The organism is Ignavibacteriota bacterium, from assembly GCA_016212665.1.
Classification (GTDB): domain Bacteria; phylum Bacteroidota; class Ignavibacteria; order UBA10030; family SZUA-254; genus FW602-bin19.
Genome location: JACREZ010000029.1, coordinates 15,234 through 32,055 on the forward strand (window position 1 = coordinate 15,234; position 16,822 = coordinate 32,055).

Below are 16,822 nucleotides of genomic sequence, written 5' to 3' on the forward strand. Positions count from 1 at the left end.
CTGAATCATTTTCTAACACGAACAGGAATTGGCTATGAATAACCACCGTCGTAGAGTTGTTGTGACCGGAATGGGAGCGGTCACGCCCATCGGCATCGGCATCGAAGAGTATTGGAAGAACGCAGTCGCAGGTGTGAGCGGCGGTGGACCCATTACATGTTTTGATACCGCTCAGTACGATACGAAAATTGCATGTGAAGTGAAGAACTTCAATCCGCTGAACTTCATGGACCGCAAAGCATCGAACAGAATGGATTTGTTCACACAATATGCAATGGTGGCGGCGGAGATGGCATTCAAACATTCCGGTTTGAGTTTGGAAAAAGAAAACGGTGAGCGCATCGGGGTGATTTTCGGATCGGGAATCGGCGGCATGTGGACTTGGCACAAGCAAATGCAGGAATACATGAACGGCGGTCCCGGAAGAATCAGTCCGTTTTTCGTACCGATGATGATTGCCGATATCGCTGCGGGACAAATTTCGATGCGATATGGTTTCAAAGGACCGAACTACGCAACAACGTCTGCTTGTGCAACTTCATCTCATGCTATTGCCGATGCGTTTATGTTGATACAACGCGGCGATGCAGAAGTGATGTTCTGCGGCGGCTCGGAAGCGGCGATAACACCGATGGGAGTCGGCGGTTTCAATGCGATGAAAGCAATGTCAACACGAAACGATGCGCCACTCACGGCAAGTCGTCCGTTCGATGCTCAACGCGACGGATTTGTGATGGGCGAAGGCGGAGGCGTATTGGTGCTTGAAGAACTGACTCACGCTCTTGATAGAGGTGCGACGATTTATGCAGAAGTCGGCGGTGTTGGGTTAACGGCGGATGCTCATCATATCACAGCGCCGGCGCCGGGAGGAGAAGGCGCGGTTCGTTCGATGCGGATTTGTATTCAGGATGCAGGATTGAAACCGGAAGATGTTGATTACATCAATGCTCACGGAACATCAACTCCATATAATGACAAGTCAGAATCGGAAGCAATCAGAACATTGTTTGGCGAGCATGCGTACAAGTTACACGTCACATCAACAAAATCAATGATTGGACATTTGCTCGGTGCAGCGGGAGCGGTTGAAGCGATTATCACCTCGCTCTCGATTCAGAATGATTTGCTCACGCCAACCATCAACTACGAAAATCCCGACCCGGAATGTGACTTGAACTATGTACCGAATCAGGCGATGAAGAAAACCGTGAATGTAGCTATCAGCAACACGTTTGGTTTTGGCGGACATAACGCTTCGATTCTCCTCAAGAAATATCCTTTGAATTAATTGTTCTATGAATGATTTCATTCGTCGCATACTTGCATGGCTTCGGGAGGAGCAGACGAGTGATTCTTCATCAATTACGGCTGAGATAAATTTTGAACGGCTTCAGCGCGTCATAAAGCATCGAATAAAAAACAAATCGCTTTTTTCTGAAGCGCTTTCCCATCGTTCATACATTAACAAGCCGGAAAACGGAACGTTGGTTTCCAATGAACGATTAGAATTTCTTGGAGATTCTGTTTTGAACATGGTTGTGGGAGAATATCTCTTCCATCGTCACGCATCTTTGCCGGAAGGCGACCTTACAAAAATGCGCTCTCGGCTTGTGAACAGAAAGGCGCTTTCCGCCTATGCCGGTTTGATTGACTTACAGGAATTTATCCTGATTGGAGCGAGTATTCCTCGTTCTGTAGAGCGCGGGTTGGAAAAAATTCTTGCCGACGCATACGAAGCGCTCGTCGCCGCTATCTATCTCGATGGTGGGTTTCGGGCGGCAGAACAATTTGTGCAACGACAAATGGTAGCGGCAGTCGAACAACGATTGGTTGTTACTGAAGATGCTAATTTCAAGAGCCAGTTGCTTGAATATTCACAGGCAGAAAGTCTTTCTATTCCCCGCTATGTTACCATCAAAGAGGATGGACCCGACCACGACAGAGTATTCACAGTTGAAGTCTATCTCGGCGATGAACCGTATGGTGTCGGGATGGGAAAAAACAAAAAAGATGCAGAACAAGCTGCGGCAGAAAAAGCGTTACAAAAATTTCAACTCGTTTAGTCTTCATCTCATCATCAAAGAATAACAATTGATGAGAACTCTTCTTTTCATATTTTTATTTTTCTTTTTTGTTGAATTTATTTCGGCGCAAATTGATGTTGCTGAGGATTCAACCACATACACGTTTCCGGATTCTTCATTCCGACTTGGTGAAGTGAGCGTATTCGGAAATGAAGATACCAAATCGTTTGTCATACTCCGCGAAATGACAATAAAGCAAGATTCACTTATCACACACGAAGGTGTTGAATATGACCGGAACAGAATTTACAGTTTGGGATTATTCAATAAAGTGGAAATGGAAGTCGAACCGGTTTCCGCCGTAAAAGCGAATCTCAACATTACTGTTCATGAGCGATGGTTTATTTATCCGTATCCGATTTTCGGGTTGAGGGACCGTGATTGGAGTAAGATTTATTACGGTGCGGGATTAGCCCATACTAATTTTCGAGGACGAAACGAAAAAGTATTTGGTTCGTTCGCACTCGGTTATGACCCTTGGGTTGCGTTATCATATCGAAATCCGTTTTTAGAAGAAAGCGGAACACACTTTTTGGAAGGTAGACTTGTCTATAATAAAGTGAGAAACAAAAGCGTCCAGTTGCAACAGCAACATGGTGATTTCGATGAACAACATTTTTTATTTTCGGCAACAGTAGGAAAAAGATTGGGTACTATGCACACGGTTTGGGTGAATCTCGGCTATCGAATAGTTGATATCCCGGAAAATTTGTTTTCCGGAAATCAATCAGGGAAAAACAGGTTTTTACAGGGAAGCGTTGGATATACTTATGATACAAGAGATTTGCATGAATATCCCGGTTTCGGAACATACACCGGAATAAGCATAACGAAGTTCGGCGTGCCTTCCACGACGATAGATTTTACACATTTCAATGCAGATTATCGCCGGTACATTCCGTTGAGTTCTGAGTTTGTTTTAACAGCGCGTGCATTCGGTGTTCTCACGGCAGGCGATGAGAAGCCCGTTTACGAACATGTTTACTTCGGTTATGGTGAACGGCTCCGGGGACATTTCAGAGAAGTAATAGAAGGGGAAAACCTGTTCGGCGTTTCCACGGAATTGCATTACACAGTATTGGAACCCACGTATATCAAAGCAGAATTTCTTCCAAAAGAATTTTCATTGTGGCGATTCGGAATCACTGCCGCCGCGTTTGCCGATGCAGGAACTGTATGGTTTCGCGAACAACCAGCTGTGCCAACACCGTTGCCGAGCGGGTATGGAGCCGGGTTGCATTTTCTCTTGCCATACAGTTTTGTTGTACGAACAGAAATTGCGTGGAATGAATTCGGGAAGAGTGAATTCATTATTGATTTAGGAGCGTCGTTCTGAATGTCGTTAGATTATTTTTATTCACCAAAAAAAAATATCTCAGGCGATACTGTACATATTGAGGGAGATGAATTTTTACATCTCGCTCATGTTATGCGAAAAAGGGAAGGAGAAAGAGTGCGTGTTGTGGATGGAGAAGGAACTGCTTATGATGTTGAACTTACAAATCTGACAAAGAAAGTTGCAGAAGGAAGGATTCTTGAAACGTTCCAAAATCATAATGAGTCTGAATGTTCCATAACGCTCGCTGTTAGTATTTTGAAAAACCCTTCGCGTTTTGATTTTCTTATAGAGAAAGTAACGGAGCTTGGGGTGAAGGATATTATTCCACTTCACACCGAACGAACAATACCTTCACATGCAAAGGTTGAGCGTTGGCAGAAACTTGCACTTGCAGCAATGAAGCAATCATGTCGCTCTTATCTTCCTAAGGTACGCAGCTTGGCAACTTTGGACGCACTTGCTGTTACCGATGTACATTATGAACAGAAAATTTTCTGTCATGAAAAATCGGATGAGAGATTTTTTAATATCGAACATGGAGGAAAACAAAATACATCCGTTCTTCTATTAATCGGACCGGAAGGTGGTTTCAGCGAGGAAGAAGTCACGAAGCTTTTGGAGAGAAGATTCAGAGTTGTAAGTCTCGGGGAAAGAAGGTTGCGAACGGAGACTGCCGCTATCGTTGCAGTTTCATTATTTACCGTTCCCAACAAATAAATTTGAAAATATTTTTTCTTTTTACAGACTCACAAAAAAAATATTTTTAATATTCTCTCTTATAGTTTGAGTGTAATTTATCGGGACGGTTTTATCCCTTGAATTTGTTGGAGTTGCGGATGGCGAATTCAAGGTTTTTCTTATCTGACATAATCAAAAATATATTTTAAGTTACATCTGAAATTCTTGACAAATTCAAGAATTAGTCTATATTTACAAGAACTTTGTGGGTAAATATGGGAATTTATGTCAATAAATGTTATTATTCCACAGGGTTTTGGTAAATTATGTCATCATTCAAAGGAACATATCAATATTCTGTTGACGCAAAAGGTCGAATCAGTCTTCCAATGAAATTGAAGAAGAATGTTTCACCTCAAGCGGATAACTCGTTTGTGATTACTCGCGGGAAAAAGCAATGTCTCTTTCTTTATCCACAGGATGAATGGGACAAGATCGAAACCGAGTATCGTAAACTGAACAGTTATGTTGATGATGATGATAATTTTCTGCACTTGCTGTATGAGTGTGCAGAAGATGTATCGCTTGATTCACAATCTCGAATAATGATTCCGCCATCGCTCCGCGAATTTGCTAACATTCAATCCGATGTTCACGTTATCGGACTGTTATCAAAAATCGAGATATGGAACCCGCAACTGTATGTGGAATATAAGAAAAGTATTCCGGAATCGTATGAACAGATTGCGACAAAAGTTATGACTTCAAAGGGATAAGGTTTGCCGTAGTTAGGTTGGACGGCAGAGTTGTTCTTTACATGATAGAAGGTTATCACAAGCCCGTACTTGTCGATGAAGTTGTTCGATTATTATGTGCAGGGCTTGATGGAGTATATGTTGATTGTACTTTAGGGGGCGGCGGTCACGCCGCAAACATTTTGCAACATGTAACGCCTCAAAGCACGCTCATCGGAATTGATAGGGATACCGATGCGCTGGACGAAGCAAGAAAAAATTTAATTGAATTTACCGGGCGTGTCCTGTTTGTTCAAGACAATTTTGCAAACGTTCGTATTCGTGTTGAGGAATTGATTGATGGAAACATCGTCGGCATGTTGTTGGATCTGGGTGTGTCGTCTCATCAAATAGATGCTGCTCATCGGGGGTTTAGCTTTCAATCAGAAAGCAGGCTTGATATGAGAATGAGCCGGAATCAGCAGTTGGATGCGTGGACTGTGGTGAATACGTATGACGAGCCACAGATATCTAATGTGTTCTGGAAATACGGTGAAGAGCGGTTTTCAAGAAAAATCGCACGAAGAATCACCGAACGACGCCGGAACAAAACACTTGATACCACGCGTGAACTTGCTGAAGTTGTGGAGTCTGTCGTAGGGCAAAGGATGTTGACAAAGTCGCTGGCGAGAATTTTTCAAGCGTTACGGATTGAAGTGAATAACGAACTTGAAAATCTTCAACAAGGGCTTTGTGATGCAGTTGAGATGTTGCATCCCGGCGGGCGATTAGTGGTAATTTCTTATCACTCGCTCGAAGATAGAATTGTGAAAACATTCTTCCGGGAACAATCGCAACCTGAAACTACCGGAGCGGAAAGTTTGCTTCGGAGAATAGACATGAATGCAAAAATACGTGTGTTAACGAAAAAACCAATTGTTCCGACAGAAACAGAAATCAATAGAAATCCACGCGCCCGAAGCGCAAAATTAAGAGCAGTAGAAAGATTATAACTCATGGCAAATTCTTTAACAATTTTCCCCGGTAACTCCCTCGGTTCCGATACATCGAAACGTCGTCTCATTTTCAATGGTGGCTCGTCAAGCAAAGATGCGCGTTCACAACAAGCAAATACTGTGAAGGCACATACGCGGTTCAATCCGATGTTTATGATTTTCGTTGTGCTTGCTGTTGCTTTTATTGCTGTGTTTTTTATTTGGAATAAAATAACCGTGAGTTACCTGTTGAGCGACATTAACAGAATGCAAATTGAATACAAAAATATCCTGGCCAAAAATGCCCGGCTGTTGCAAGAGGTGAACGAAAAATCAGCGCCGGACACAATAAAAAAATATGCTGAGACAAAACTCGGCCTGACGTACAGGAAAGAACGACCTGTAGAATTTGTCATGGATAATCAGACCGTCCGTTAGGTGAACTTACAATAGTATTCAAAAAGTGAGCATGCCATGGTGTATAATGAATCTGTGCAGGAACAGTTATCTTTTGAAAAAAACGAGAGAAACAAAAAACGCCGGTTAGTCGTTTTATTTATTTTTTTTATAGCGCTCTTCATTGGTGTCGTCGTTCGGTTGACAACGCTTCAGGTGCTTGATGCAGAAAAGTTACGTGCAGAAGCAAAAGACCAATACGAAAAAAAAATAACGTTGCAAGCCAAGCGCGGTTCTATTCTTGATAGAAATGGTGAGGTGCTTGCATCCAATACGACGTTATATTCCTATGAGGTTGATAAAAAGGGAGCGGGCGATTCCCTTCCCCGATTAATTGAAATATTTTCGAAAACGTTCGGAAAACCGAAATCGTTCTTCGAGTCAAAATTAAAAAGAAAGCAGAATTATATTCCCCTTGTTCGACAGGTTGATGCTGAGACATTGCGAAATAAAATTCCCGAATCCTTCAAAGGATTAACAGTCTATAAGGAACCGAAGCGGCTATATCATCATAAAACAGCGGCAGGGCAATTATTGGGTTCGACCGATATTGATAACAAGGGAATCATGGGGCTTGAACTTTCTCTGAATGAACAACTTCGCGGTGAGAAAGGATATGTTACGTTGTTGAAGGATGGCTTAGGGGGAGCGAGACCGGAAATCGAATATCCGCGTGTTAATCCGACGAACGGCAGTACGTTTTTTCTAACTATTGACCTCGCCCTGCAATTTATTGCAGAGGAAGAACTTCGTATCGGCGCTGAAAAAAATAAAGCAGAAAGCGGACTTGCTCTCATGATGGATCCCAAGACCGGTGAATTATTAGCCGTCGCTCAATATCCTTCGATGGATCCGATGAATCCATCATCATGCAATCAGAAAGACCAAAAATTAAAAATGATTACAGACAGAGTAGAGCCGGGCTCTGTCTATAAAATCGTAACCGTAGCATCTGCATTGGAAGATAAGTTGGTAACACCGGAACAATTGTTTGATGCAGAGGATGGAACATGGGTTGTCCCGATTGGCAAAGGACGAATACGAAAAATTGTTGATGACCATCCACACAAAATTATTTCCGTACAACGAGCGATGGAGGTTTCCAGCAATATTGTAATGGCGAAGATAAGTAACGTCGTGGGCGCTGAACGATTTTTTAAAATGAGTCGAGCGTTTGGGTTTGGAAGTCCGACGGGAATTGAACTGCCCGGAGAAAACAGGGGTGTATTGAAAAAGCCAAGTAGTTGGTCACGAACTACTTTAAATACGATGGCGTTCGGGTACGAAGTTGGTGTAACGCCCTTGCAATTACTTTGCGCGTATTCAGTTATTGCAAATGGCGGATATTTGGTCAGACCACATATCATTAAAAAGGAAGTTGACGCGAACGGTAATATTCTTCATGAACTACAAACTGAAATTATTCGGAAAGTATTATCGTCTTCGACAGTTGATATCATGAAAGAGATGTTTGAAGGCGTCGTTGATACGGGAACTGCAACATCTGTTCGGATTCCCGGCGTACGAATTGCCGGAAAAACCGGAACGGCGAAAAGAAATATTAATGGAAGATATGAACCGGGAAAGTACACGGCAACATTTGTAGGATTTTACCCGGTTGAAGATCCGAAAATAGTTTGTCTTGTTATGCTTGATAATCCTAAGGGCGGCTCGTACTATGGTGGTATGACGAGCGGTCCGGTATTCAGAGCAATTGCTGAACGCATAATAACTACGACTGACAGGTTAGGTAACGTATCAATTGAACAACCTGTGATGGTACAACAACAACTTCCTGAACAACAACAATATTCTCAGCCAATCCCTGAGACTCGAGTTGAAGATTCTATGATGATTCAGCCGATGCAGGGATATTCGCCCGAAGAACGTGTAGTTCCCAATTTACTTGGACAGAGTGTTCGGAAAGCAGTCGGAATACTTTCCAGCGGACGACTTGATCCGGTAGTAGAAGGCTTCGGTGTTGTTATCAGTCAGGAACCGACAGCAGGGAAAGTTGTATCTCTTGGAACGAAAGTTATTCTCAAGTGTGAACCGAAATCGGTAACGCTTCAACCACATGGATTGAATTGATTGAATACGATGGTAGTATCTGGTAAAAATATTGTTCTTGTTTGTTGTTTGATTTTCTGCATCGGCATATGTAATGTCAGAAGTCAGGAAGGAAAGAAAATTAAACGTCAGATAGAAACCGGTTATATCCCGGCACAAGATGGGAATCTTGTGCCCGACCAATCCGAAATCATCAAGTCATTCGATGAGAGAGGAAATCTGATTGAAAAGAAAAACACAAGAAATATACCGGCGGAAAACAGAACCATGAAATACCGGTTGAATCATTATTATAACAGTGAGAACAGGTTTGACTCAAGTCTGGTTTTTAATGATGATAAATTCGGGCTCAAGTTAGAGTATAGGTATAATTCTTCTGGACTGGTTGACGAAATTCAGGAATACAATTCATTACGGGAACCAAATTTCCTAACAAAACAATTCCACGATTCGTCCGGTAATAAAATCAGAGAAGAACTCTACACCAAAGATAAAAAGTTATACAATTTTAAACTGTACTCGTACGACTCGAACAACAACCTGATAGACGAATCCGGGTCAGAACAGGGCCAGAAACGTTTTCACTGGATCTATAAATACAATAAGAAAAATCAATTGATAGAACGGAAGGATTTTTCCGGACAAGAAGTTTTGTTGCGCAAACATACATACGAATATGATAAGGAAGGACGACTCGTCCGTGAAAATATTTACAACGAAAGTGAAACTCTTGAACGAATCGTTAAGGTACGGTACGAATTTTACTGAGTGAACGAAGAATGAATCTCTCAAAATTATTAGTCGGTGTACCGGTAACCAAGATGTTTCAGACGTTGTATGGCAAAATGGTCGTCACGCATGAAACAGAAGTGAACAATGTTCGTTCAGATTCGCGCAAGGTCGAGCGGAATGATTTGTTTGTGGCAATTCGTGGAAGTGACAGAGATGGAAATCAATACATCACGCAGGCAATTTCGAACGGTGCGAAAGTTATTGTAACTGATAGCGACAGCGCCATTCCTGACTCCTATTTTATGCACGCGGGAGTTGTGAAAGTGGTTGTTGCCGATGCTCGAATTGCATTTGCACAGATCACTTCTAATTATTTCGGAAATCCTTCGTCATTACTCGAAAAAATAGGAATTACCGGAACCAACGGGAAAACAACATGTTCGTTTCTTTCAAACTTTATAATGGAATTGAAAGGAAAGTCGGGATTAATCGGAACGATTGAGTATAGAATCGGAAACAAGCGATTACCTGCTACTCACACAACCCCGGATTCATTCGAACTTCAACAATTGTTTGCAAGCATGGTGAATGATGGTTGCACATCTTGCGTGATGGAAGTTTCTTCGCACGCATTGCATCAGCATCGCGTGCATGGTATTGACTATCAGGTTGGAGTCTTCACGAACCTGACGCAGGACCATCTCGATTACCATCGGACGATGGATGAATATTTCCTTGCGAAGAAAATGTTGTTCGATTCGCTCCCGAAGAGTTCAACAGCGGTGATTAACATTGATGATGAATGGGGAAGAAAACTGTATCAAACGGTTTCATGTAAGAAGTTGTCCTACGGGAACGGTTCTGATGCAGAACTCAGGGCGAGCAACATCACGCTTTCGGTTTCAGGAACGAGTTTCCAACTTGAGTTCGGAACTTCTTCGATGACGATTCAAACACCGCTTGTCGGGAGATTTAATGTTTATAATGCTCTTGCATCAATCGGTGTCGGATATACGATGGGAATTTCATTTGATGAAATTCAAAAACGATTCTTGACGATGCAACCCGTGCCGGGAAGATTTGAACAGATTCAATCTCCCAAAGGATGGACAGCAATTGTAGATTATGCACATACGCCGGATGCATTGGAGAAGGCGTTGAAAGCAATTCATGATGTTTCCGGTCAGAATCGAAAAGGAAAAATCATTACCGTGTTCGGTTGCGGCGGAAACAGAGATGCAACAAAACGCCCGAAGATGGCGCGCGTCGCTTCCGAGTTAAGCGATGTCGTGATTGTTACATCAGATAATCCGCGCTTTGAAGAACCGGAAATGATCATTGACCAGACAATGGAAGGAATTCTTCCACAGAAAAACACTATTCGTGAAGCAGATAGAGCCGGCGCGATTTCGCTCGCATTACATCTTGCAAAAGAGCATGACATTATTCTCATCGCCGGTAAAGGACATGAAGATTATCAAATCATCGGTGATAAAAAATATCCGTTCAGCGATAGGCAACAGGTGTTGGAATATATGGAAAGAGAACAGTGATGTTCACCGTAGATGAACTTCTTTCCATCAACCATGTTGCCGCGGAAAATTTTCCGGGCAAAATAATTTCCATCAAAGGTGTAGCAATAGACTCTCGGATCATCCGGAGAGGTGAATTGTTTGTTGCAATCAAAGGTGAACGATTTGACGGACATAATTTCCTTTCCGACGCTGTGAAAAAAGGCGCGGCGTGTGTTGTCATCAATGAACAATATCGGAATTCGAAATTCAAGTTTCCCTATATCGTTGTGACTGATACGACGAAAGCGCTTGGCGAGTTAGCACGATTACACAGGAGGAAATTTAATATCCCGATTGTTGCTATTACCGGAAGCAGTGGGAAAACCACTAACAAAGATATGACGTACTCGGTATTGAAACCAAAGTATAATGTATTGTGTACACAGGGAAATTTGAACAACCATATCGGTGTTCCGCAGACATTGTTCAGGTTGAACAAGAAGCATGAAATTGCAGTCATTGAAATGGGAATGAATCACGCAGGTGAAATACAATACCTGTGTGAAATTGCTGAGCCGACGCATGGACTCATCACGAACATTGGAAAAGCGCATATAGAATTTTTCAGAACTGTGAATAAAATCGCAGAAGCAAAAGGCGAACTTTTCAATTGGTTGAGTAAAGAAAGAACTCGGGTCGGTTTTGTAAATGTTGACGATGTCCGGGTGCAGACACAAGCACGCGTGTTGACAAAGAAAGTAACGTACAGCGAGTACACGCATCTTGCCGATGTACAAAGTACGTTGCAACATGTTAATGATGATGGTTCGTCTCGCTTTATTGTTCGGGCAAAAGGGTGGAAGGAACTGCTTGAAATTACACTGAAGGTTCCGGGTGTACACAATGTATCCAACGCTCTCGCCGCCATTGCTGTCGGAAAACACTTTGATGTACCGCCTGAAAATATTCGATCGGCTTTACAGAAGTTCAAAGCAATTGATGGACGAATGAACATCGAAATAGTTACCGGCGTAATGATTATTGATGATGCATACAACGCCAATCCTGATTCGATGATGTCGGCGTTGAAAACTCTTGCAACGATTGATTGCCAAGGAAGACGAATTTGTGTCCTTGGCGACATGCTTGAATTGGGAAAGTTCTCCGTCAGTGAACATCGAAAAATCGGTGCGGCGCTTCCAAAACATCGTTGCGATGTACTCCTGACTTTCGGTACGTATGCGAAGTGTATCCACGAAGCGACGAATGTCAATCAAAAAAAGAATTTTACAGACAAAACGAAATTACTGAATGAACTACTCAAAGTCGTTCAACCCGGTGATGTAGTTCTTTTCAAAGGTTCGCATGGAATGAAACTGAAAGAAGTGATTGATGCGCTGAAGCAATCACTGGAGAATCTCCCCCAGAAATCAATCAGACAAGGAAAGCAGGGAGTGAACTAATGTTTTATTATTTGTTTGAATTTCTCCGTCAGGAATTTGGTATTCCCGGTTCAGGATTATTTCGTTACATCACGTTTCGTGCAGGCGGAGCGGCAGTCACGGCTTTAATCATAGCGTTCTGGATTGGACCGAAAATCATCCGCATGTTGAAGCAACGGCAAATCGGTGAAGCCGCAAAGTTGGAAGCGCCCGAAACACATCGCAAGAAAGCGGGAACGCCGACGATGGGCGGTTTGATAATTCTTGCCGCAACGTTAGTGCCTGCCTTGCTTTGGACAGATTTAAAAAACGCATACATCGTTCTCATTTTGTTTGCAACTGCGGCGCTCGGCATGGTCGGGTTCTTAGATGATTATCTGAAAGTAGTGAAGAAGAAACCAAAAGGATTGATTGGAAAATATAAAATTGTCGGTCAAGTGTTTGTCGGATTGGTTGTCGGTGGAACGATATATTTTCTCCCATATTTGTTTGATGAGACATTGATACCATACGCATCGAAATCAACAATGCCGTTTGTGAAAAACTTGGAATTTGATTTAGGGTATCTCTACATCCCGATGGTGATTTTTGTTATCACGGCGACGAGCAACGCGGTCAACCTTACTGACGGTCTCGACGGATTGGCGGCGGGGACGGTGAGTATTGTTGCAATGACGCTTGCGGTTATCAGTTACATTTCCGGTCACGCGCAATTGAGCGAGTACCTGACGATTCCATTTCTTCGCGGCAATGGTGAGTTGAGCATTTTTTGTGCGGCAATGGCTGGTGCGTGTCTTGGTTTTCTTTGGTTCAATTCGTTCCCGGCACAGGTGTTCATGGGTGATACCGGTTCACTCGCACTTGGCGGCGCGATTGGAGTTTTGTGTGTGTTAATCAAAAAAGAATTTCTCCTGCCAACGCTCGGCGGAGTGTTTCTTATGGAAACTGCTTCGGTGATTATTCAAAAAGTCTGGTTCAAATACACAAAGAAACGCTATGGTGAAGGGCGAAGGGTTTTTCGTATGGCTCCGATTCATCATCATTTTGAAATGGCTGGATGGGATGAACCGAAAATTGTTACGCGGTTTTACATCATCGCGATTCTCATGATGATTTTAAGTTTGGCAACGTTCAAAGTACGATGAAAACCGAGTTCAAATATAAAAACGTCAGCATCATTGGCGCGGCGAGAAGCGGAGTTGCGGTTGCGCAACTTCTCAGATCGCAAGGCGCGAATGTGTTCGTCAGTGATAAGGATTTGAGCGAAAAAGTTACTTCTCTGATTCCGCATTTCAAATCGCTTGGTGTTGCGTATGAATTCGGTCAGCATACATCACGAGTGTTTGAAACTGATGTACTCGTTCTCAGCCCGGGTGTTCCATCGAACGCACAGGTTGTGCTTGATGCGCTCAGCAAAGGAATCAAAGTTGTAAGTGAAATCGAAGTTGCAGGTTGGTTTTGTCTGGCTCAGATTATTGCAATCACGGGAAGTAATGGCAAAACAACGACGACAACTCTCACGGGAAGAATGTTCTCGGATGCGGGAAAGAGACATGCAGTTGCGGGAAATATCGGAAATGCGTTTTCGTCTGTCGTTAGTCAATTGGATTCAACTTCAACTGCTGTACTGGAAGTGAGCAGTTTTCAACTTGACCATATTGATACGTTTCACCCGAATGTTTCTGTCATCTTAAATATTACACCCGACCATCTTGACCGTTACAGTGGTTCGTTTGATGCGTACAAAGGAGCAAAAGGCAAAATATTTCTGAATCAAACAAAAGCAGATTATTTGATTTATTGCTATGACGACCAGCAGACGAAAGACCTTGTGTTCTCGAAAGCGATTTCGTTTGTTCGTGCACTTCCGTTCGGTGTGAAACGCGAGTTTGAATCGGGCGCGTATGTACGCGATGGTAAAATGTTTACATGCATCGAAGGAAAAGAACAGGAAATTATCAACGCGAAAGAAATCAGCATCAAGGGTGTCCATAATTTATATAACGCTATGGCGGCAACACTCGCGTCTCAGGTGATGGGAGTGAGCGTTGCATCTATTCGCTCAACATTAAAAAATTTCAAGGGTGTTGAACACAGGTTGGAGTTTGTGCGAGAAGTGAACGGAGTTCGGTACATCAATGACTCCAAGGCGACAAACATTGATTCGGTTTCGTATGCTTTGAAGGCGTATGAACATCCCATTGTGCTTCTGCTTGGCGGCAGAGACAAGGGGAACGATTACTCTGCGCTCTATGAAGAAGTGAAGAAGCACGTCAAAACAATCATTGCTATTGGCGAATCTGCTGACAAGGTTGTGAAATCGTTTGAGGCACAGACAAAGATTGAACGGGCAGATTCAATGAAGGAAGCGATTGAAATTGCACAACGAGTTTCTGTTGCCGGTGATATTGTTCTGCTTTCTCCCGCGTGCGCTTCATTTGATTGGTTTGAAAATTATGAGCATCGCGGTCGCGTGTTCAAAGAATTTGTTCATCAACTTGAGGAGAAATAATCATGTTTCGTCGTAACCATGTTGATTTGACATTACTCATATCCGTCTTGACACTGATGTTTATGGGAATCGCGATTGTCTATAGCGCTTCCGCGGCATGGGCTGTGAGAAGTTATGGCGGTTCGGAAGATATGCTCATCAAACATGCAGGCAAAGTAGCAATCGGATTAATAATGCTCATGCTTGGAATGACGATTGACTATAAAAGGTGGAAGAATATTGCAAAATTTGCAATGATAGTTATTATCATTCTTCTTGGGGCTACCCTGATTGCCGGCGCTCTGTACAAAGGTGCGCTTCGTTGGTTCCTTGGATTTCAGCCTTCAGAACTTGCAAAATTTGCCTTGATATTTCATCTCGCAGCCCTTGCTTCTACTTATAAGGAAGATATCAGGGTATTCAAAGAAGGTTTTCTCAAAATGCTGGCATGGATTCTCACTGTTACGATGTTAGTTATACTGCAACCGAATTTTAGCATGGGCGCGCTTATTTTCGGGTTGGGAATTCTTATGTTGTTTTTAGCACGTGCAAAGGTAATGCATCTCCTTTCCGTGTTTCTCTTGTTACTTCCTGCATTAGGTTGGTACATGTGGAGCGCGGAATACAGGAAGAAAAGAATTCTGGATTTCTTTAGCGGCGCGAGTACCGGGCAATCGAGTTATCAACTCACGCAAAGTAAAATCGCTTTCGGCGTCGGTGGAATTCTTGGAGTCGGACCCGGCGATAGTCATCAGCGCGATTATTTTCTCCCCGAATCGTACGGAGATTTTGTCTATGCAATTATTGGTGAAGAATACGGAATGGTCGGAAGTGTTGCCGTTCTTGTTCTCTTCATCATTATCATGTACCGGGGGATGAAAATTGCTCAGGCGGCGGAAGATATGTTCGGAAGATATTTGGCGCTCGGAATTACAAGTGTCATCACGCTTTTTGCAATCGTGAATGCCGGGGTTTCAGTCGGATTGTTCCCAACTACAGGGTTGCCAATGCCGTTTGTTAGTTATGGCGGTTCCTCAATGATAGTTTCCGCGTTTGCTGTTGGTGTGTTATTGAATATTTCATCACAAACAAACATGTTTCCCCGTGTTCGGGAAAAAGTTGTTGTGGCTCCGGAGAAGGCAAACGGAACTGCGGTGGGAAAGGTGTATTGATGTGGCAGAAATTCGAGTCATCTTTGCGGGCGGCGGAACAGGTGGACACCTGTTTCCGGCAATCGCTATCGCGGATGAACTCAAACGACTTGTTCCTGATGCAGAGTTGTTGTTTATCGGAACAAAAAATAAAATCGAAGCGAGAGTGGTTCCACAAAAAGAATTCGCGTTCCGAACAATCTGGATTAGCGGTTTTCATCGCCGACTTCGGCTCAGTAATTTTTTATTTCCGTTGAAGGTCGTTGTGTCGCTCGTGCAATCATATTCAATTATAAAGCAATTCAAACCGGATGTCGTCATCGGAACGGGCGGCTATGTTTCCGGTCCGATTGTGTACGCGGCATCCGTGATGAAGATACCGACGCTGATTCATGAGCAGAACAGTTATCCCGGCGTGACGACAAGAATGTTGGGAAATCGTGTCAAGCAGGTTTGCATTACATTCGAGCAGGCAAAAAAATATTTGAAGCGAGTAGATAATGTCGTTCTGACCGGAAACCCGACACGGGGCTCGTTAGAAAAGGTTCATCAGTCTGAAGCGTTCAACTATTTTGGTTTTGATTCATCGGGCAAACAAAAGACTCTTCTTGTGTTTGGAGGAAGTTTGGGCGCGACAACAATCAACAATGCTGTAGTTCAACAACTTGAAAAATACATCGGACAAGGATTCAGAATCATCTGGCAGACCGGCAAAGAAGATATTGAACGGGTGAAAACATCAAGCAACAAAATCGCCAAAGAACATTTGTGGGTGAATGCTTTTATTGACAGGATGGATTATGCGTACGCAATCAGTGACATAGTAATTTGCAGAGCAGGCGCGACGACCATTGCTGAACTGACACGACTCGGCAAACCGGCAATCCTGATTCCGTATCCGTTCGCCGCGGCAGACCATCAAACAGAAAATGCAAAAGCGATGACCGAATCCGGCGCGGCGTTGATGGTGAGAGATTCCGAAGCGAAAGAACGATTGTTTGATGTTGTACAATCGCTATTGAACGATACTGAAAAATTGCAGGCAATGTCAATCGCGAGTAAGCAACTTGGAAAACCAAATGCGGCTGAAGAAATTGCACGACGCATCATCGAGTTAGGTCGGAGAAAGTAGAAGT

Annotated in this window: 15 protein-coding genes; all 15 read left to right on the forward strand. The window is 43.2% G+C overall.

The genetic code is table 11. The annotated features are described in order from the left end of the window. Window positions 1-34 precede the first annotated feature (34 nt). The 15 genes from fabF (at window position 35) to murG (ending at window position 16,818) form a co-directional block, all read left to right on the forward strand. The gene (fabF, locus tag HY960_10320; GenBank protein ID MBI5216134.1) at window positions 35-1,288 is read left to right on the forward strand and encodes a beta-ketoacyl-ACP synthase II; all 1,254 of its coding nucleotides are present in this window, start codon (window positions 35-37) and stop codon (window positions 1,286-1,288) included. Between the two features lie 7 nt (window positions 1,289-1,295). Next, on the forward strand, window positions 1,296-2,063 hold the full coding sequence (gene rnc / locus HY960_10325; GenBank protein ID MBI5216135.1) for a ribonuclease III: 768 nt from the start codon (window positions 1,296-1,298) through the stop codon (window positions 2,061-2,063). Between the two features lie 31 nt (window positions 2,064-2,094). Further along, window positions 2,095-3,420, forward strand: coding sequence for a BamA/TamA family outer membrane protein (locus HY960_10330; protein MBI5216136.1), 1,326 nt, complete (start codon window positions 2,095-2,097; stop codon window positions 3,418-3,420). Continuing rightward, window positions 3,421-4,140, forward strand: coding sequence for a 16S rRNA (uracil(1498)-N(3))-methyltransferase (locus HY960_10335; GenBank protein MBI5216137.1), 720 nt, complete (start codon window positions 3,421-3,423; stop codon window positions 4,138-4,140). A gap of 287 nt (window positions 4,141-4,427) precedes the next feature. Further along, window positions 4,428-4,877 (forward strand): division/cell wall cluster transcriptional repressor MraZ, encoded by a 450-nt coding sequence (gene mraZ, locus HY960_10340; GenBank protein ID MBI5216138.1) that lies wholly within the window; start codon window positions 4,428-4,430, stop codon window positions 4,875-4,877. Between the two features lie 41 nt (window positions 4,878-4,918). After that, window positions 4,919-5,848 (forward strand): 16S rRNA (cytosine(1402)-N(4))-methyltransferase RsmH, encoded by a 930-nt coding sequence (gene rsmH / locus HY960_10345; protein MBI5216139.1) that lies wholly within the window; start codon window positions 4,919-4,921, stop codon window positions 5,846-5,848. A gap of 3 nt (window positions 5,849-5,851) precedes the next feature. Next, window positions 5,852-6,268, forward strand: a complete 417-nt coding sequence (locus HY960_10350; GenBank protein MBI5216140.1) for a hypothetical protein — start codon at window positions 5,852-5,854, stop codon at window positions 6,266-6,268. A gap of 36 nt (window positions 6,269-6,304) precedes the next feature. Then, the gene (locus HY960_10355; protein ID MBI5216141.1) at window positions 6,305-8,377 is read left to right on the forward strand and encodes a PASTA domain-containing protein; all 2,073 of its coding nucleotides are present in this window, start codon (window positions 6,305-6,307) and stop codon (window positions 8,375-8,377) included. Between the two features lie 9 nt (window positions 8,378-8,386). Beyond that, a complete protein-coding gene (locus HY960_10360) occupies window positions 8,387-9,124 on the forward strand; it encodes a hypothetical protein (protein ID MBI5216142.1) in 738 nt (245 codons plus the stop codon). Between the two features lie 11 nt (window positions 9,125-9,135). Next, window positions 9,136-10,641, forward strand: a complete 1,506-nt coding sequence (locus tag HY960_10365; protein MBI5216143.1) for a UDP-N-acetylmuramoyl-L-alanyl-D-glutamate--2,6-diaminopimelate ligase — start codon at window positions 9,136-9,138, stop codon at window positions 10,639-10,641. Then, window positions 10,638-12,065, forward strand: a complete 1,428-nt coding sequence (locus HY960_10370) for a UDP-N-acetylmuramoyl-tripeptide--D-alanyl-D-alanine ligase (protein MBI5216144.1) — start codon at window positions 10,638-10,640, stop codon at window positions 12,063-12,065. The genes HY960_10365 and HY960_10370 overlap by 4 nt, the downstream gene beginning before the upstream one ends. Further along, window positions 12,065-13,189 (forward strand): phospho-N-acetylmuramoyl-pentapeptide-transferase, encoded by a 1,125-nt coding sequence (locus HY960_10375; GenBank protein MBI5216145.1) that lies wholly within the window; start codon window positions 12,065-12,067, stop codon window positions 13,187-13,189. Before HY960_10370 ends, HY960_10375 begins: the two co-directional genes overlap by 1 nt. Further along, the gene (locus HY960_10380; GenBank protein ID MBI5216146.1) at window positions 13,186-14,556 is read left to right on the forward strand and encodes a UDP-N-acetylmuramoyl-L-alanine--D-glutamate ligase; all 1,371 of its coding nucleotides are present in this window, start codon (window positions 13,186-13,188) and stop codon (window positions 14,554-14,556) included. Before HY960_10375 ends, HY960_10380 begins: the two co-directional genes overlap by 4 nt. Before the next feature lie 2 nt (window positions 14,557-14,558). Continuing rightward, window positions 14,559-15,707 carry a cell division protein FtsW gene (locus tag HY960_10385; protein ID MBI5216147.1) on the forward strand — a complete coding sequence of 383 codons (1,149 nt, stop codon included), beginning with the start codon at window positions 14,559-14,561 and terminating at the stop codon, window positions 15,705-15,707. Window position 15,708: 1 nt separating this feature from the next. Next, complete coding sequence (gene murG / locus HY960_10390; GenBank protein ID MBI5216148.1) at window positions 15,709-16,818, forward strand: undecaprenyldiphospho-muramoylpentapeptide beta-N-acetylglucosaminyltransferase; 1,110 nt, start codon at window positions 15,709-15,711, stop codon at window positions 16,816-16,818. The last annotated feature ends 4 nt before the right edge of the window (window positions 16,819-16,822 follow it).